This is a genomic window from Sphaerisporangium rufum (genome assembly GCF_016863395.1).
GTDB classification, from domain to species: domain Bacteria; phylum Actinomycetota; class Actinomycetes; order Streptosporangiales; family Streptosporangiaceae; genus Sphaerisporangium; species Sphaerisporangium rufum.
In genome coordinates, this window is the sequence record NZ_BOOU01000041.1 from 74,219 (window position 1) to 92,091 (window position 17,873).

The 17,873-nt window shown below is 76.1% G+C and carries 14 protein-coding genes; 7 read left to right on the forward strand and 7 right to left on the reverse strand.

The window, feature by feature from the left end:
* Positions 1–74: 74 nt before the first annotated feature.
* On the reverse strand, positions 75–575 hold the full coding sequence (greA, locus tag Sru01_RS13930) for a transcription elongation factor GreA (protein WP_203984820.1): 501 nt from the start codon (positions 573–575) through the stop codon (positions 75–77).
* A gap of 89 nt (positions 576–664) precedes the next feature.
* On the reverse strand, positions 665–1,087 hold the full coding sequence (locus Sru01_RS13935; protein ID WP_203984821.1) for a DUF4307 domain-containing protein: 423 nt from the start codon (positions 1,085–1,087) through the stop codon (positions 665–667).
* 138 nt (positions 1,088–1,225) lie between these two features.
* Between Sru01_RS13935 and mca the strand changes: the two genes are divergently transcribed.
* The 4 genes from mca (at position 1,226) to Sru01_RS13955 (ending at position 4,180) form a co-directional block, all read left to right on the forward strand.
* Positions 1,226–2,107: a mycothiol conjugate amidase Mca gene (gene mca / locus Sru01_RS13940; protein ID WP_239137403.1), complete on the forward strand. Its 882-nt coding sequence runs from the start codon at positions 1,226–1,228 to the stop codon at positions 2,105–2,107.
* Positions 2,108–2,384: 277 nt separating this feature from the next.
* On the forward strand, positions 2,385–2,741 hold the full coding sequence (locus Sru01_RS13945; protein WP_203984822.1) for a hypothetical protein: 357 nt from the start codon (positions 2,385–2,387) through the stop codon (positions 2,739–2,741).
* Entirely contained in the window at positions 2,738–3,058 is a 321-nt protein-coding gene (locus tag Sru01_RS13950; protein ID WP_203984823.1) for a GNAT family N-acetyltransferase, read from the forward strand. Before Sru01_RS13945 ends, Sru01_RS13950 begins: the two co-directional genes overlap by 4 nt.
* Before the next feature lie 90 nt (positions 3,059–3,148).
* A complete protein-coding gene (locus Sru01_RS13955) occupies positions 3,149–4,180 on the forward strand; it encodes a hypothetical protein (protein ID WP_203984824.1) in 1,032 nt (343 codons plus the stop codon).
* Here Sru01_RS13955 and Sru01_RS13960 read toward each other — a convergent pair.
* Together Sru01_RS13960 and Sru01_RS13965 are read right to left on the reverse strand one after the other, a co-directional pair.
* On the reverse strand, positions 4,169–5,326 hold the full coding sequence (locus Sru01_RS13960) for a hypothetical protein (protein ID WP_239137404.1): 1,158 nt from the start codon (positions 5,324–5,326) through the stop codon (positions 4,169–4,171). The genes Sru01_RS13955 and Sru01_RS13960 overlap by 12 nt on opposite strands.
* Before the next feature lie 422 nt (positions 5,327–5,748).
* Positions 5,749–6,978, reverse strand: coding sequence for a hypothetical protein (locus Sru01_RS13965; protein WP_203984826.1), 1,230 nt, complete (start codon positions 6,976–6,978; stop codon positions 5,749–5,751).
* A 131-nt stretch (positions 6,979–7,109) separates the two neighbouring features.
* Between Sru01_RS13965 and Sru01_RS13970 the strand changes: the two genes are divergently transcribed.
* The 3 genes from Sru01_RS13970 (at position 7,110) to Sru01_RS36460 (ending at position 13,253) form a co-directional block, all read left to right on the forward strand.
* Positions 7,110–11,519: a cation-translocating P-type ATPase gene (locus Sru01_RS13970; RefSeq protein ID WP_203984828.1), complete on the forward strand. Its 4,410-nt coding sequence runs from the start codon at positions 7,110–7,112 to the stop codon at positions 11,517–11,519.
* Positions 11,520–11,808: 289 nt separating this feature from the next.
* Complete coding sequence (locus Sru01_RS13975) at positions 11,809–12,531, forward strand: RibD family protein (RefSeq protein ID WP_203984830.1); 723 nt, start codon at positions 11,809–11,811, stop codon at positions 12,529–12,531.
* A complete protein-coding gene (locus Sru01_RS36460; protein ID WP_307812019.1) occupies positions 12,528–13,253 on the forward strand; it encodes a deaminase in 726 nt (241 codons plus the stop codon). Before Sru01_RS13975 ends, Sru01_RS36460 begins: the two co-directional genes overlap by 4 nt.
* Before the next feature lie 384 nt (positions 13,254–13,637).
* Here the strand turns inward: Sru01_RS36460 and Sru01_RS13985 are convergent, their stop codons facing one another.
* The 3 genes from Sru01_RS13985 to Sru01_RS13995 are packed head-to-tail and all read right to left on the reverse strand — an operon-like array spanning position 13,638 to position 17,857.
* A complete protein-coding gene (locus Sru01_RS13985) occupies positions 13,638–15,593 on the reverse strand; it encodes a hypothetical protein (RefSeq protein ID WP_203984832.1) in 1,956 nt (651 codons plus the stop codon).
* Positions 15,586–16,833: a glycosyltransferase gene (locus Sru01_RS13990; protein WP_203984833.1), complete on the reverse strand. Its 1,248-nt coding sequence runs from the start codon at positions 16,831–16,833 to the stop codon at positions 15,586–15,588. The genes Sru01_RS13985 and Sru01_RS13990 overlap by 8 nt, the downstream gene beginning before the upstream one ends.
* A complete protein-coding gene (locus tag Sru01_RS13995) occupies positions 16,826–17,857 on the reverse strand; it encodes an ABC transporter substrate-binding protein (RefSeq protein ID WP_203984834.1) in 1,032 nt (343 codons plus the stop codon). Before Sru01_RS13995 ends, Sru01_RS13990 begins: the two co-directional genes overlap by 8 nt.
* Between the last annotated feature and the right edge of the window lie 16 nt (positions 17,858–17,873).

The following is a 17,873-nucleotide window of genomic DNA, read 5'->3' on the forward strand; positions in this document are numbered from 1 at the left end:
CGGACCGGACATCAAGGATCCGCCGGTAGGAACCCGTCTCCGGCGGATCGGTGTGGCAAGGGGGACGGCGCGCGTCAGCCGCCGATGTAGGGGACGGCCTCCAGGATCTCGACCGTGTTCTCCCGCCCGTTGGGCAGGGTGTAGGTGGCCCGCTCGCCGATCTTCTTGCCGTTGATGGCCGAGCCGAGAGGCGACTGCGGCGAGTAGACGTCGATCGGGGAACCGCTCTCCTCGCGGGAGGCCAGCAGGAAGGTGACCTCGTCGTCGTCGCCGGCGAAGCGGATGGTCACCGTCATGCCCGGGCCGACCACGCCCTCGGTGCGCGGCGCCTCGCCGACCCGCGCCTGGTCGAGGAGCTGGCGGAGCTGGAGGATGCGGCCCTCCATCTTGCCCTGCTCCTCCTTGGCGGCGTGGTAGCCGCCGTTCTCGCGGAGATCGCCCTCTTCGCGGGCCGCCTCGATCTTCTTGGCGATGTCGACGCGCCCGGGCCCCGAGAGATACTCGAACTCCGCCTTCAGGCGGTCGTACGCCTCCTGCGTCAACCAGGTGACGTTCTCTTCGCGGGAGTCGACCACGGGTTCTCCTTGCGTGCTCATCGGAGTTGCGAGCGTTCGAATTCCGGGAGACTAACAAGTTATCCCGGTCGAACGCTTTCCCAAAAGTCTCAGTGTACGAGATAGCAGCCCTGGACGCTCACCGTCGTGGCCCGGGCGCTGGTCACCAGCCGTTCGGTGAGGCGTACGTCACCCTCGCCGGCCGGCACCCGGACGTCGCGCGCGCCCACCTCCGCCTGCCGGGCGTCCAGGGCGCGCAGCCGGCAGACCATCCCGCGGCCCTCCGGCCGGTGCGCCTCGAAGGTGACCATGACCTGGTCGGCGGCCGGGTCGAAGGAGAACACGGTGGCCCGGGTGTCCGGCCGCGCGGTCATCATCACGTAGCCCCAGCCGCCCATCGCCGCCACCAGGACGGCCGCGAACAGGATGAGCAGGACGGTCTGCCAGGTTCGCCGCTTATCTGGGGGACGCGCCGGATAATCGGCGGGCGTCCCCAGCACCGGCGCCGGCGAACCGGCGTCGTGGTCGGCCATGGCGGAATCTCCCAGCGGTGGATCGGTGTTGCAGGAGACAATTGTCCCCCACGGGGCTTCGCCCTCCGCGTCGCCCCAGGAGTGACCAGCCTCTCCCCTTGGGGGAGCTGTCCGTCCCATCCGAGGAGAAACCGAGCCGTGAGTGCACCGCTGAGGTTGATGGCCGTTCACGCGCACCCAGACGACGAGTCGAGCAAGGGTGCCGCCACCATGGCTCGCTACGCGAGCGAGGGTGTCGAGGTGCTGGTCGCCACCTGTACGGGTGGCGAGCGCGGCTCGATCCTCAACCCCAAGATGGACCGGCCGGAGATCCTCGCCGACATCAGCGAGGTCCGGCGGCAGGAGATGGACCGGGCCCGGGAGATCCTCGGCGTGCGGCAGCGGTTCCTCGGGTTCGTCGACTCCGGGCTGCCGGAGGACGAGAACGAGCCGCTGCCCGAGGGGTGCTTCGCGCTGCAGCCGCTGGAGGCGGCCGCGGCCCCGCTGGTGGCGGCGGTCCGCGAGTTCCGCCCGCACGTGATCCTCACCTATGACGACGACGGCGGCTACCCGCACCCCGACCACATCATGACCAACAAGGTGTCCGTCGAGGCGTTCGAGGCGGCCGGCGACCCCGACCGCTACCCCGGCCTCGGCGACCCCTGGCAGCCGCTCAAGCTCTACTACCACATGGGTTTCACCCGGGAGCGGTTCGAGGCGCTGCACGCGGCGATGACCGAGCGCGGCATCGGCTCGCCGTACGCCGACTGGATCGCCCGGTGGGAGGACCGCCCGCAGAAGTGGGAGGTCACCACCCGGGTGCCGTGCGGCGACCATTTCGAGACCCGCGACCTGGCCCTGCTCGCGCACGCCACCCAGGTGGACCCGGACGGCTTCTGGTTCGTCTGCCCGCGCGAGCTGCAGCGCGAGGTGTGGCCCACCGAGGACTACCACCTGGCCCGTTCCCTGGTCGACACCGAGCTCCCGGAGAGCGACCTGTTCACCGGCATCCACGCCGGCGAGGTCTCGCGCGCCGTCTGAACGCCGGCCCGAAACGCGCGGCCAGGCGCCGGCCGCGCACCTGGGAAGGCCGTCTTCGGCCGATCGTCAGCCCGGTGCCGGGGCCGGCGCGCCGTGCCGGAGGGCCGTCGCCCGCCGCGTCCGCCCGCGCCGGCCCCGGCTCGGGGACCGCCTCGTGGACTCGAACGCACTGGCGATCTCGGTCGTCGAGACGGCCGATGTCGTCCGGCGGCGCCGCGCGGGAACCGGCGGGGCGGGCGGCGGCGGGGGCGGGACCCGCCGGTGGCAGACTTGACGGGTGACTGATTTCACCGCACCCGTGACCGCCGCCGCGCCGGGTCTGGCGGCCGCGCCGGCGCCGGTCGGCCCGGGCTGGGTCGCCTTCATCATCGTGGCCGCGATCGGCGTCGCGCTCTACTTCCTGGTGAAGTCGATGAACAAGCAGATGTCCAAGATCGAGGTGCCCCGCGAGGCCGAGATCGGCGCCGGCCGGCGCACCGGCGAGAGCGGAGCGGCCGGCACCCCCGGCTCCGAGACCACCGCCGGGCCCGAGCCCGGCACCCCCGGCTCCGAGACCGGCACCCTCGGGCCCGAGCCCGGGGCCGCCGGGCCCGAGACGGACGAGCCGGGCCACCGGCCGGGCGACGCCCGATGACCGGCCCCGCGGCCGAGAGCGGGCCGGCCGACGACGCCGTCACCGTGGCCGAGAACCCCGACGCCTCCCGGTACGAGATCACGGTGGCCGGCCGGCTCGCCGGGTTCGCCGAGTACCGCCGGCGCGGCACCCGGCTGGTCTTCACACACACCGAGGTGTCCCCCGAGTTCGAGGGCCGAGGTCTCGGCGGCCGGCTGGTCGGCGCCGCGCTGGACGCCGCCCGGGCGGCCGGCGAGACGGTGGTGCCCCGCTGCCCCTTCGTCGCCGCCTACATCGACCGCCACCCGCAGTACGCCGGCCTCGTCGCCCCCGACTGATCCCCGCCGTTCCACGGGCCCTCGTCCCGGCGGAACCCCGGCCGTCCCGCCGGCCTGCACCGCCGGCCCTCGACGTGAGATCCTGCGACCATGGCGGCGGACGGGACGGGCGGGCGCCGAGCGGCCCGGGCGTTCACCCTGTCCCGGCGGATGGCACTGTGCGGCCTGGCGGTCCTGGCCATCGACCGCCTGGCGCTGGCCGAGGCGGCGCCCGGCGCCATCCGGCCCTTCGAGACCCCGCCGGACGCGTGGGTCCTGGCCGCCAGACACGACGATATCGCCGCGACCTGCACGCTGTGGGTGGTGGTGCTCTTCGCGGTGCCGGCGGTCCTGTTCGCCGGGGTGGCACTCCTGTTGAAGCGCGGCTCGCCGGCCGCGACCGCGATCGGGCGGCTCCTGCTGGGCCTGTGCACGCCGCTTTACCTGGGCTGCCTGCTCGGCGTGGCCTTCGTCGGCGTGCCGTCCGACTGGGGCGGCGAGTTCCCCGAGATGGAGCTCGCGACCTGGTACGCCCCGGTGCGCGGCGCCGTGCTCGGCGCCGCCGCGCTGGCCCACCTCGCCGGAGTCCATCGGGCCACCCGCGCCGGGGCCGGCCGGCGGACCGCACCGGCGCCGGCCGCGGTGCCGCTGGCCGCCGGGCACCTGGCGCTGGCCGGGCTGAACATGACCGTGCTGACGATGGTCGCGGTGGACCAGGCCCGCCGGATCGCCCGGCTGGACTTCGACCCGGCCCGGCACGCGAGCACCGGCGAAAGCTACCTGACCGGGGTCGCCGACAGCGGCTGGGTGTACGCCGCGCTGCTGGCGGCCGCCGCGGTCGCGCTGGCGGCGCCCTCGCTGATCGCCTGGCGTGCGGGGGTGTCCGCGCCGCTGCTGGTCTGGTCCGGCGCCGTGGGATGTCCGATCCTGCTGCTGATGGTCGTCACGTCCCTCGGAATGCCGTTCTTCGTCGCCGGCGGTGGCGGCGAGCCGGTCCCCGCGGTCATCTCCGACGGACCGCCCCGGTATCTGCCCGCGACCATCGTGCAGTCGTGTCTCGGCGGGCTCGCCTATCTCGCCGTGGCGGTCCTTTTGGTCCGGACCGCGGCCCGGCACCCGGCGGCGCGGCGGTCAGTCGGGTGACCAGGCCCGTTCCAGGGCCCTGGGCAGGCCCCACCGGCCGAGCGGGGTGAGCACGGAGTGCTCGTCCACGATGCCGAGGTGGCGCCACAGCGGGGTGACCGAACGGAACAGCGCCTCGGTGGTCCGCAGGTCATCCGGCTCGTCCATCTCGACGTCGATGTCCTCGGACTCGGCCACGAACCGGGCGATGCGCTCCGGCGAGGCCAGCACCCCGGGCCCGCGGCGGGACAGCTCGGCGACGGCGGCCAGCCAGTCGGCGTGGTGGATGGTGCACAGCGCGGCGAGCACCGACTCCTCCTCGCCGAGCGCGCCGTCGACGTCCCAGCGACCGTCACCGTCCTCGCCGGCCAGGTCCTCGTCCGCCAGGTCGGACAGCGGCGCCGCGATGCCCGCCGCCACCGCGAGCCACAGCTCGGTGTCGTCGGCCGGCGGCGCGCCGTCGAAGCCCGCGCATGCGCGCAGCACCGACCCGGGGTAGCCGGACTCGGCCAGCGACGCCCGCAGCCGGGCGGCGGCGGCGGCCAGCTCGCCGGCCGGCAGCTCCGGTTCGGGCAGGTCGGCGAGCAGCCGGCGCAGTTCGCCGAGCGCGAACGCCTCCTCCTCGTCGAAGGACGCGGTCAGGCCCTCGTCCAGCTCGTCCTCGACCGCCTCGGCCGGCACCCGGCCGTCCGGCAGCGCGGTGTTGAGCCAGCGGTCCTGCACCGCCTCGTACTCCCGCCGGGCCGCCTGGTCACCGGCCGCCAGCCGGTCGGGGTCGATGGCACCGCGCGCGACGTGCTCCTCCAGGTGGGCCACCAGCAGGTCGTACATCTCGCCGGCGACCGGCCCGCGCTCCTCCTCGTCCGGCCAGACGAAGTGGCCGCGGGTGATGAGGATGGGCTCGGAGCCGGTGGACTCCAGCCAGCGCTGCACGTCGCCCACCGTCGCGGCGCCGGACTCGATGCCGGTGAGCGCGGCCCGCGCCGACTCCCAGAACTCCGGCGACAGCCCGTTGCCCGCCGCGCCCATCGCGCGGCGCAGGTCGGGCAGCGCGACCAGCGCGTGCCCGCTGGGCACCGCGAGCAGGGCACGGGCGACGTCGCGACGGGTGAGCGCGGCCGCCGGCCGCCCGGCGTGCTCGGCGACGAAGTCGGGATCGATTCTCACGCTCGGTGAGCCTACGCCCAGCGGCCGGGGTGACGACAGCCGCGGCCGCCGGTCGCCCGGACGCGGCGCGAACCCGGGCGCCAGCACCTTTTTGACGGGACGAAAGGCCCTACCCAACACCCCTGACCTGGGCAAAGGGTGAAATCACGATTTGGACACCCACCTTGAGGAGGGGCAATGGCCGTGACGCAGACGTCGCGTTCGACCCGCGACCGCACCCGGTCGGCAGCTGCTTCCGACGGCGATCTGATCACGCTCGACACGCCCGTCGCCAGCCTGCACGTTCACCGCCCGCATCTGCCGCGAATGGCGATGCCGCACCTGTTCCACATGCCGCGCGCACGGCAGTCCCGAACGCAGGAGATCGAGCGGGCGGTGGAGACGGCCCGCACCTTCCTGCCACCGACGGAGCGCATCGCCTACTACGGAGCCCTCGGCATGCTCGCGGCGCTCGGATTGGTGGAGTGGCCGGTGGCGGCCGCGATCGGGGTCGGCACCCTGATCGCCCAGCGCGCCCGCAACGGCGGGCGGGCGGCGGCCGGCCCGGCGATGTCCCAGGTCGCCGCCCAGCTGGCCGGAGCCGCCCGGGCCGGCGGCACCGCCACCCGTACCGCGGCCCGGCGCACCGCGCGGACGGCCGCCGCCCGGGCGACGCGGGCCACCGGCACCGCGCGCGCCGCCACCGGGACGTCGCGCACGGCCTCCGGTACGTCGCGCGCGGCCACCGGTACCAAGCGGACCACCACCGCTGCCAAGCGGACGACCACGGCCGCCCGCACGACCGGCCGGACGGCGGCGGCCCGCACGTCCAGGACGGCCGCGAAGCCGGCGACCGCGCGCACGACCAGGCCGGCGACGTCGCGGAGCACGTCCGGCGGCACCACCGCCAAGCGCGCCACCGCCGCCAAGCGGCCCGCGACCACGGCGAAACGCGCCACCACCGGCACCACGACCAGGCGGACGACCGGCACCACGGCCAGGCGGACGACCGGCACCACCGCCAGGCGGACGACCGGCACCACCGCCAGGCGGACCACCAGCACGCCCGCGCGCGCCACCACCGGACGGACCGCCACCACCGCCAGGCGATCGGCCACCACCGCCAAGCGCGCCACCACCGCCAAGCGCGCCACCGCCGCCAAGCGGCCCGCGACCGCGGCGAAACGCGCCACCGGCACCACCGGGACCACGGCTAGGCGGACGGCCGGCACGACCGCGCGCGCCACCACCGGACGGACCACCACCGCGCGCGCCACCACCGCCAAGCGCACCACCGCCACCAAGCGGCCCGCGACCGCGGCCAAGCGCGCCACCGGCACCACCGGCACCACGGCCAGGCGGACGGCCGGCACGACCGCGCGCGCCACCACCGGACGGACCACCACCGCGCGCGCCACCACCGGACGGGCCACCGGCGCGCGGGCCACCACGGGGCGGACCACCACCACCGCAAGGCGCACCGCCGCCGGTACGGCCGGGCGGGGCACCGCCGCCGCCCCGCGGGTGCCGGCCACCGCCGCCCCCGCCCAGCGCATGCCGGCCGCCGCCGGTTCCGCGGCCGCCGGCCGCCCCGCTCCGCCGCCCGCCATGCGGCCGGTCCAGGCCTTCCCGGCGGTCCCGCCGCGCCCGATGATGGCACCGGCGAACTCCACGGAAAAGTCCGGACACGGCATGGAGGGGTAGACAAGCTCCTGACCTGGGGAGACTTACCGGCGAACGATCAGGCCGCGCGAGGGGAGGCGGCCTGATCGGCATGTAGGCACCCGGTCCATCGGAGGCGTTCGTGTTCCCGCTGCCTGATCTGAGAGGCCCGGCCGCAGCGCTGACGTCCCTGCTGCCGGAGGCCGTGCGCGGCCTGCTGCCCTGCCCGCGCCAGGTGCACGACTGCGCGGGCGGGCTGCGCGTCGAGCTGCGGAACATCGGCGGCCCGGGCACCGAACGCCGGGCCCGCGCGCTGGAGGAGCGGCTCCGCGGCCTGCCGGGCGTCGCCCGGGCCGAGGTGAACGGCGCGCTCGGCTTCGTGTACGTGGGCTGCGACCGGGCCGAGGTGGACACCGGCGCGCTGGTCGCGGCCGTGGAGGAGTGTGACGCCGAGCATGAGGCCGGCAACCGCACCTCCCGGCACGCCAAGGAGAATCGGGCCCGCGCCCTGGTCGAGCTTGGCGCCGGCATCATCGGGGTGGGCCTGACCGCGGCCGGCCAGGCGTTCCAGCTGACCAGGGCCCCGGCCGCGCTGCCCGCGCTGCTGCAGCTGGCCGAGTCGACCCCGCGGGTGCGGCACGAGCTGGAACGCCGCATCGGCCGGCCCGGCGCCGACGTGTTCTTCGCCACCACCCGCTACGCCGCCCAGACCCTGGCCCTGCGGCCGTTCGCGCTGTTCATCGACTCGCTGGCCGCCGCCGGCCGGCTCGCCGAGGCGGTGGCCGGCCACCAGGCCTGGCGGGCCCGCGAGGAGGACTTCGCCGCCCGGCGGGGCGCCTACCGGTACATCCGCGCGGCCGCCGCGCCACGTCCGGTGCCGCTGCCCTACGGGCCGATCGAGCGGTACGCCGACAGCGTGAGCATCGCCGCCCTGGCCTCCTACGGGGTGACCGCGCTGCTCAGCCGGGACCAGGAGCGGGCACTGGCCACCCTGATCGCGGGCACCCCGAAGGCCGCCCGGCTCGGCCGGGACGCCTTCGTCAGCGCGGCCGGCCGGGCGGTGGCCCACCGCGGCGGGCTGGTGCTGGACCGCGACGCGATGCGGTCCATGGACCGGCTGGACACGGTCGTCTTCGACGCCGAGACGCTGACCGCCGACTCCTGGACGGTGCACGAGGTGGTCCCGCTGCCGGCCGCCACCTCGATCGACCCCGACGAACTGCACGCGCGCGTCTACGCGTTGCTGGAAGGCGGGGACGCGGCCGGCCGGCGCGTCCAGGACGGGTGGGCCGCCGAGCCGCGGGAGATGGTCCCCGACCAGGCCGCGCACTGGCCGGAGCAGGGGGTCCGGCCGTTCGTGGTGACGTTCCGCGGCACGCCGGTGGCGTACGCCGGACTGGTCCCCCGGTTGCGGTCGTACGCCGAGGCGCTGGTGGAGGCGGCGGGCCGCACCTGCCGGGTCCTGGTCGCCGGCGGCGACCCCACGCTGGCCTGGCGGCTCGGCACCGGGGCGCCGGTCGGCGGCGGCACCCGGCTGCCGGCCACGGTCCGGGCCCTGCAGGCGGCCGGCCACGGCGTCGTGCTGGTCGCCGACCGCCCGCGCCGAGGGCTGCGCGAGGCCGACCTCGGCATCGGCGTGCTGCTGCGGCCCGGCCGGCCGCCGTGGGACGCCGACGTCGTCGGCGGGCCGGAGGCCGCCTACCTGACACTCGCCTGCCTGGGGCCGGCCCGCAAGGCGAGCCGGCGCGGCATGAAGGTGTCGGCGGGCGGCGCCGCGCTGGCCGGGACGGTGAGCCTGCTCGGCCCGGCCGCGGGCTCGGTGCGTCGCGTGCAGCTGGCCGGCGACTTCATCTCCATGGTCGCGCTGGCCGCCGGGGTGTGGTCCGGCCGCGACCTCGGCCGCGACACCATGCCGCACCTCGACGACGGCACGCCCTGGCACGCGCTGCCGGCGCAGGACGTGCTGGAGCGCGTGTCGTCCAGCCCGGCCGGACTGCCGGCGGCCGAGGCGGCCCGCCGCCGGACCGCGGACCGCCGCCGCCGGGAGGCGCCGGGGCCGCCGTCGCTGCTGCGGGCGACCGCCGAGGAGCTGGCCAATCCGCTCACCCCGGTGCTGGGCGCCGCCGCCGGGGTCTCGGCGGCCATCGGCTCGGCGCTGGACGCCGTGCTCATCGCCGGCGTGATGCTGGTCAACGGGCTGATCGGCGGGGTGCAGCGCCAGGGCGCCGACCGGGCGCTCACCCGGCTCGCGGACATCACCGCCGTCCCGGTCCGGCTGCGCCGGCCGGACGGGCCGTGCCCGGCGACCGCGGACGACCTGGTACGCGGCGACGTCATCGAGCTGCGCGCCGGGGACGCGGTCCCCGCCGACTGCCGGGTGATCAAGGCGCGCAACCTGGAGGTGGACGAGTCGACGCTCACCGGGGAGTCCGGCCTGGTCGCCAAGTCGCCGGCCCCGACCGCCGCGCCGGCGGTGGCCGACCGCGGCTCCATGGTGTACCAGGGCACGACGGTGGCGGCGGGGTTCTGCCTGGCGGTGGTGGTGGCCACCGGCACCGCGACCGAGGCCGGGCGCACCGCCGAGCAGGGGAAGCGGGTGGTCGCCCCGCCCACCGGGGTGGAGTTGCGGCTGCGCGCGCTGAGCCGGCAGATCATGCCGGTCGCGATCGGGTCGGGGATGCTGCTGCTGCTGACCAGCCTGCTGCGCCGCTCGCCGCTGGCCACCGCGCTCGCCCCGGCGGTCAGCCTGGCGGTGGCCGCGGTCCCCGAAGGGCTGCCGTTCATCGCCACCGTGGCCGAGCTGGCCGCGGCCCGGCGGCTGTCCACCCGGGAGACGCTGGTGCGCAACCCGTCCACCATCGAGGCGCTCGGCCGGGTGGACGTGCTGTGCTTCGACAAGACCGGAACCCTCACCGAGGGACGCATCACGCTGCGGCGGGTCTCCGACGGGCGGGTCGACCATCCGGTGGACGCGCTGCCGGCCGGCTGCCGGGCGATCCTCGCCGCCGCGCTGCGGGCCGGGCCGCAGCCGGACGGCGAGCGGGTGATCCCGCATCTCACCGACCGGGCGGTACTGGAGGGGGCCGAGCGGGCCCGGGTGACGCCCGCCGAAGGGCTCGCCGGGTGGGAGCGGATCGCCGAGTTGCCGTTCGAGCCGGCCCGGGGGTATCACGCGGTGCTCGGCCGGACCGGCGGGCCGGACGGCGGGCTGCTCCTCAGCGTCAAGGGGGCGCCGGAGGTGGTGATCACCCGGTGCACGGGCATGCTGAGCGACGGCGTGGTGATGCCGGTGGACGAGGAGGCGGTGCAGAGCCTGGGCAAGGAGGTCGACCAGCTCGCCCAGCAGGGGTATCGGGTGCTGGCGGTGGCCGAGCGGGCCGCCTCCGCCCGCCAGGAGCTGGACGAGGCACGGGTGGCGGACCTGACCTTCCTCGGTTTCCTGGCGCTGGCCGACCCGGTGCGGCCGACCGCCGCGCGCAGCGTCGGCCGCCTGGTCCGGGCCGGGGTACGGGTCGTGATGATCACCGGGGACCATCCGAGCACGGCCGAGGCCATCGGCGCCGAGCTGGGCGTGCTGAACGGCCTGCGGATCATGACCGGCCCGGAGCTGGACCGGATCGACGACGAGGCGCTGGCCGGGGTCCTGCCGCAGGTGTCGGTCTTCGCCCGGGTGAGCCCGGCGCACAAGGCGCGCATCGTGGCCGGCCTGCAGAAGGCCGGCAAGGTGGTGGCGGTGACCGGGGACGGCGCCAACGACGCCCCGGCGATCCGGCTGGCCGACGTCGGCGTGGCGCTCGGCAGCCACGCCACCCCGGCCGCCCGGGCGGCGGCCGACGTGGTGGTGACCGACGACCGCATCGAGACGATCGTCGAGGCCATCGTGGAGGGCCGGGCGATGTGGAGTTCGGTACGCGACGCGCTCGGCGTCCTGCTGGGCGGCAATCTCGGCGAGATCGCCTTCACCGTCGGGTCGAACCTGCTCACCGGGCACAACACGCTGAACGCCCGGCAGCTGCTACTGGTCAACCTGCTGACCGACATGGTGCCCGCGCTGGCGATCGCGGTGCGCCCGCCGGCCGCGACCAGCCCGGAGAAGCTGCTGAACGAGGGGCCGGAGGCGTCGTTGGGCGCGGCGCTGACCCGGGACATCTACACGCGCGCCGCCACGACGGCGGCGGCGGCCACCGGCGCCTGGATCTTCGCGCGGCTGACCGGCAGCGAGCGGCGGGCGGACACCGTCGGGCTGATCGGACTGGTCTCCGCCCAGCTGGTGCAGACGCTGCTGGTCGGCGGGCGGGACCGGACGGTGATCGTCGCGGCGTCGATCTCGCTGGGCTGCCTGGTGGCCGCGGTCTCCGCGCCCGGCGTCAGCCAGGTCTTCGGCTGCCGCCCGGTGGGCCCGGTGGGCTGGACGATCGGTCTGGGCAGCGGCACGCTCGCCGCGCTGGCCGGCCGGTGGCTGTCCCCGGGGGAAGACGACGTTCACCAGGTGTTCACCGAGCCGTCCCCGACATCTGGACATCTAGTCACGAACGACACTAATCCTGTATAAAACAGGCACAGCTCCCCCTTCGTGAGGTTCCAATGTCCAGCTTCTTTGCTTCCGTGCTCGCCAAGGCCGCCGTCATGCTGGTCGAGGCCATCGTCATCCGCCTGGTCCAGGTCTGGATCGGCCGCATGCTCCCCGCCGCCGCCTGAGACGGCACCGCCCCGCGCGCCCGGCCGGCCACCCACCGGTCACCGCCGGGCGCTGACACCGCCCCCGCCGGCTCGCCCGGGACGGCCGGGGTGGCGGCCGGGTGCGGCATGATGGCAGGAGTCCGCCTGAGGAGGTCCTGCCGGTGGCCGAGCGCCCGTACGTCCTGCTGTCGGCCGCCATGTCGATCGACGGCTTCATCGACGACCGTGCGAGCGGCCCGCTGGCGCTGTCCAACGCGGCCGACTTCGACCGGGTCGACGAGGTGCGGGCCGGCTGCGACGCGATCCTGGTCGGGGCGGGCACCGTCCGCGCCGACGACCCCCGGCTGGTCGTCCGCTCCCCCGAGCGCCGGGCGGCCCGGGCGCGGCGCGGCCTGCCCGAGACGCCGCGCAAGGTCACGCTGACCGCCGGCGGCGACCTCGATCCCGGCCGGCGCTTCTTCACCCTCGGCGACGTCGAGAAACTCGTCTACGCCCGCGGCCCGGCGGCCCCGGCGGCCCGGGAGCGCCTGGCGGGCGTGGCCACCGTCGTGGACGCCGGCGACCCGATCGACCTGCCCGGCGTGCTCGCCGATCTCGCCGGGCGCGGGGTGGGCCGGCTGATGGTCGAAGGCGGCACCGCGGTGCACACCCTGTTCCTCACCGCCGGCCTGGTGGACGAGTTGCACCTGGTGGTCGCCCCGTTCTTCGTCGGCGACCCGGCCGCGCCGCGCTTCGTCGGCGCCGGCGCCTTCCGGTACGGGCCGCAGGACCGGCTGCGGCTGGCCGAGGCCCGCCCGATCGGCGACGTGGTCCTGCTGCGCTACCTGGTCCCGCCGGCCGCGCCGGACCGCCCGGCCGCCGGCGCCGCGCAGGACGCCCGGTGACCGGCCCGCGCGCCGGCGGATCGCCCGAGACGCCCGAGACGCCCGAGACGCCGCAGGCGCCGGAGTTCCGTGACATCCCGGAGATCCGGCAGAACCCGGCGAGCCGCCAGAGCCGCGACATCCCCGGCGACCGCGACATCCCAGAGCGCCGCGATCTTCGGGGTGACCATGACATCCCAGAGGACCGCGATCTTCGGGGTGACCATGACATCCCAGAGGACCGTGATCTTCTGGAGGCCCGGGAGGACCCGGCCGTGCCGGGTGTGCCCGGCGACCCGGCGGCCGACCGGCGATATCTGGCCGAGGCGGTCGCGCTGGCCCGCCGCTGCCCGGTCTCCACCACCGCGTACGCCGTGGGCGCGCTGATCGTCACGGCCGGCGGCCAGGTGCTGGCCACCGGCCACTCCCGCGAGAGCGACCCGCGCGAACACGCCGAGGAGGCCGCGCTGGCCAAGATCACGCCGGCCGATCCCCGGCTGGCCACCGCGACGATCTACACCTCGCTGGAGCCGTGCACCACCCGGGCCTCCCGCCCGCGCGGCTGCGCCCGGCTGATCATCGACGCCGGCCTGCGCCGGGTGGTGCTCGCCTGGCGGGAGCCCGACCTGTTCGCCGACTGCACCGGAGCCGAGTCGCTGCGCGCGGCCGGCGTCGAGGTCGTCGAACTCCCCGAGCTGGCCGCGCCGGCCCGCGCCGCCAACGCGCACCTGTTCCCCGGCTGAGCACCGGCCGGGTTCGCGGGCGAGCGGCCCGGGGAACGGCGCAAACCACCCTTGCACCAGGGACCCGTTAGGCTGCATCCCGGTCCGTACCGGTCACCGTGATCCCAGGAGGAAGTGGCATGAACAAGGAGTTCGCGATCGAGGTCGTGATGTGGCTGATCCCGGTCGCGATCCTGCTGGGCGTCGCCTACCTGGTCACCGCGACCGGCTGACCGCGTGACCGGGTCCGGCCGCCACCACCCGGATTCCCGGACCCTCGGGCCGCACCGCACCGCACCGCACCGCACGGCACCGCACGGCACCGCACGGCCCGGCAGGCACGGCCCGGCAGGCACGGCCCTGATCCCACGGCCCGATCGGCACGGCTCCAGCATCACGGCCCGATCACCACGGGCGGGCCAACCGGCGGGCGTCCAGCCGCTCTCCCGCGGCCGGGCCGGCCTGGGTGAGCTCGGTGAGCCGGTCGGCCACCAGCCGGTCGCGATGCGCGGTGTAGGCGCGGGTGATCTCGGTCCAGCCGGGGCCGTTGGCGTGCGGGCCGAGCGGCCCGGCGCCGGCCACCCCGCCGGCCGTCCCGGCCGCCCACGGGTTCGGGCCGGTGCACACCGGCAGCACCCGGATGGGCACGCCGCCCACCGCCCCGGCCCGCGGATCGGAGCGCGACTCGGCGGCGTCCACCGCGTGCAGGGCGTCCGCCGGATCCAGCCGGTCCAGCCGGAACCCCTGGCCGGCCAGGAACGCCGCCCGGGTGACGAACTCGCCGGTCAGCAGCGGCCGCCGCTCGCGCAGATCCGCGATCATGGTGAGGGCGTGCACCGGCAGCGCCTCGCAGCCCAGCATCCGAAGCCAGGCGCCGCCGGACGGGTGCGCTCCGTGCGACGGGCCGGCCCGCGTCTCGCCGAACTCCACCGTCCGCAGGTACGCCGCGCCGGCGCCCGCGCCGGCCCCGCACGCCGGGCAGGTCTCCACCACAACGTCGAGCGGCGGCGGGTGGCAGGTGGTCCGCTGGAACACCGCGGCCTCCCGTCCGGCCAGTGCCCGGACGAGGTCTGCCAGATCCGGGCCGGCACCGTCCGGTGCGGCGCCGTCCGGTGCGGCATCGGCCGCCTCGTACCAGCTGCTCGGCGGCGCGGTGCCGCGCCGCCGGCCGGCCGCCAAACCTCGCTCCAGCGCGGCGACGCCGAGGTCGATCAGCACGTCCCGGCCGGCCGGGGTCAGCGCCGCGTGGTCGGCGGGCAGCAGCCCCGAACCGACCCAGCCGGCGACGGCCGCCCGCCGCAACGGCCCGGTGAGCGCGCCCGCGTCCGGCCCGCCGGCATCCGAGTGGCCGGTGCTGCCGCCGTCCGGGTGCCCGGTGGGGGCGGGGTCCGGGTGGCCGGTGCGGCCGGCGTCCAGGCCGAGCAGGTAGGCGGCCGCCCGCAGCTCCACCGCGGCCCGCGACTCCGCGACGGCCGCCGGGTCGAGCACCGGAGCGGCGGGGCGGTCCGGCCCGCCGAGCACCTCCTGCCGGGTGAGCCCGAGCACGCCGCACCAGTCGCTCCACCGGCCGAACGGGTGCCGCACGCACTCTCCGCCCGCCGGGCGCAGGAAACCCACAAAGCACGTCGAGAAGGCGAACGTCACCGAGAAGTCCCAGCCGGACGCGCCGGCGGCGCGCATCACGGCCCCCTTGTCGGCGGGCGGCGCCGCCCGCCAGCGCTCGGGCCGCAGCTCGGCACCGGGCAGGAACACGGTGGCGCGCCGCACCCCGTGCGCGTCGTTGCCCGCGACGCTGCCCGTCTCGTCGTGGTCCAAAAGGTGCGGGACGGTGGCCAGCACGCACCGGTCATGTTCCCGCAGGAACAGCTCGATCACCGTGTCGTCGTCGCGGACCTCGTCCGGGACGGCCGCCAGGTAACCGGCCAGGTCCGCGGCCAGCTTCACCGGCAGCAGCAGGCCCTGCGCGGGCGCCCACTCCCCCGGCACCAGCCGTGCCCAGGCGGCACCGGCCGCCGCGGCCTGCCGGACCGCGTAGGAGTTGTAGGGGGAGTTCCAGTGCGTGTAGAGGGCGAGCACGTCGTCGGGCCGGGCATCGACCGCGGCCAGCAGGTGCCCGGCGAACCCGGGCACCGGCAGCACGTCGTCCTGCAGCACCAGGTGATGGGTGGCCGCCGGGTCGTAGGCCTGCCAGGCCCGTTTCGCGGTGCGCAGCGGGCTGGGGAAGGAACCGGGATCGGGGTCCGGCACCGGGACCGGCCGCAGCGGCCGGCACGCCTCGGCCAGCCGGGGGATCCGGTCCGCCCGGTCCGGGTGGTACATCACCGCCACGCTGACGCGCGGGCCGGCCGCGGCGTCACGCATGGTCGCCCCCGGCGGGGCCGGAGTCCGGCCCGCCGGGCCGCCACCAGACGTCCCGGGCGATCCGCGCCGCCTCCCGCTCCAGCAGGCCGACGGCCCAGCGGGGATAGGCCCGCAGCGACGCCGCGAGCTCGGCCCGCTCGAACGTCCCGGCGTCGAACAGCGTGCGCATGCCGTACAGCGGGAGCACCTCGGTGCCGGCGGCGTGCCGGCGGACGTGCCGGGCGAGGCCGGGATCGGGCTCCAGGCAGACCGCGCCACCGGTGCCGGGCAGGCAGTCGGCGCCGAACAGCACCGTGCCCGGCGCCCCGGCCGGTGGCCCGGCCGGCGCGCCGCCCGGCGGGCCGACGCGGGCGCGGGCCAGGGCCAGCCGCCGCGGCGTCGCCGCGCGCAGCTCGGCCAGCCGGGGGTGCAACTCGTGCGCCCAGCAGACGGTCGACACCTCGACGACCGGGTCGACATGCTTCTTCAGCAGCAGCAACGCGTGCGCCTCATAGCTGGGCCGCAGCGCCGCAAGGTCGCGCTCGTGCGGGATCTCCACGATCGCCGCCGCCCGGGCCAGCCGGAACGCCAGCCCTTTCTCGTACAGGCGGCGGCCCAGCTCCACGTCCTCACCGCTCCAGCCGACGAAATCGGGGTCGAAGCCGCCGACCGAGCGGAACTCGTCGGCTCCGACGGACACGTTGCCGGTCCAGAAGAAGATCCACGGCGCGGCGTACCGGGTCAGGTCGTCGCCGAGCTCGCGGTAGGTGGGTTCCCGCATGTCGAGATGGCGGCCCGACTCCAGCAGCCGGCCGGCCAGCTCGTCGGGGTCGCGGTCGAGGTCGCCCGGCCCGATCCGGCCGGCCAGGTCGTGGTCGTAGCCGAACATGTAGCCGATCACCGCCTGGCCGGCGTCCCGGTGCGCCGCCAGGTGCGCCGAGAGCAGGCCGCGGGTGGCGAGGGTCCCGCTGTCCAGGAAGACCAGGATCCGCCCGGCGGCCCGGGCCGCGCCGAGGTTGCGCGCCTGCCCGGCCCGGAAGCCGTCGTCCTCCTGGTGGACGTAGCCGATCTCGAACGCCTCGTCCTGGGCCGCCACGACGGCGCGGGTGTCGTCCGTGGAGCCGTCGTCGGCGACGATCACCTCGTAGCGGTCCGGCGGCAGGTCCTGGCAGGCCAGGGTGCGCAGCGTGCGGGCCAGCTCCCGGGCGCGGTTGTAGGTGGGGATGATGACCGAGACGTCCGGCCGCGGCCGCTCAGCCACTGATCGCCTCGCGCAGCACGCCGGTGTCCACCAGCTCCGAGACGGGAGGCAGCGAGGTGATCCCCCGGGCGCGGAGCCCGGCGTAGACCGGGCCGGACAGGTGCGCGGGGTCGATGGCGCACAGACCGCGCTCGGCGTCCTGGGTGCCGCGGATGAGGTCGGCCTGCACCTCGTTCTCCCGCCGGACGGCCGCCGGGTCGAGCCCGAGATCCTTGCCGTACTTGTCGAGGGTGAGCCGGACGCCGAGGGCCGGGTCGCGCAGGTCGTGCTGGTAGCCGCGGACCACGGCCCGCAGGTAGCGGACGAACCGCGCGCGGTCCGCCCGCAGGTCGGCCCGGCGGACCGCCATGACGAGCGCGTAGTCCGGCAGCCCGAGCCTGCCCTGGGTCACGCTGACCACCTTCACGCCCTGCTGTTCCAGCGCCAGCGGCTGGGCGGTGACATAACACGCCATGACATCGCAGTCCCCCTTGGTGAGCGCCGCGGTGCCGGCCCCCACCGGGACCCGTTCGTACTTGTTCGGCAGCCCGTTGACCTTCAGGATCGCCTCCACCAGCACCTCGGCCCCCGGCGACAGGCCGATGCGCCGGCCGACCAGGTCGGCGGCGGTGCGGACCGGGCGTTCGGCCAGGCTGACGAAGCCGCCCGGGGTCTCCTGGAACACCGCGCCGATGGCGACCAGGTCGGCCTCGTTCTCGCGCGCCTTGAGCAGCGCGGCGAAGTCCAGCAGCGCCACGTCGGCGCCGCCCGCGGTGACGACGCTCGCGGTGTCGGGGACGTTCGGCCCGCCGGCCAGCAACGGGGCCGAGAGCTTCTCCTTGGCGAAGTAGCCCTGGTCCTCGGCGATGTAGAAGCCGGCGAAGGTGACCGACTTCAGCCAGGACAATTGGGTCCGTACCGGCGTGCTGCCGGCCGGCCGGTCGCCGCCGGGCGCGGCGGCGCAGGCGGCGAGCACTCCCGCGGCGCCGAGCCCGCCGAGAGCCGTGGTGGTGCGGAGGAAACCGCGCCGGGTCAGTTGTTCCACCCTTGGTGCCATCCTT

Coding starts and splice junctions, on each gene's coding strand:
- Sru01_RS13955 (WP_203984824.1), top strand. CDS start 3,149: ATGGCGGCGGACGGGACGGGCGGGCGCCGAGCGGCCCGGGCGTTCACC.
- Sru01_RS13950 (WP_203984823.1), top strand. CDS start 2,738: ATGACCGGCCCCGCGGCCGAGAGCGGGCCGGCCGACGACGCCGTCACC.
- Sru01_RS13935 (WP_203984821.1), bottom strand. CDS start 1,087: ATGGCCGACCACGACGCCGGTTCGCCGGCGCCGGTGCTGGGGACGCCC.
- Sru01_RS13985 (WP_203984832.1), bottom strand. CDS start 15,593: ATGCGTGACGCCGCGGCCGGCCCGCGCGTCAGCGTGGCGGTGATGTAC.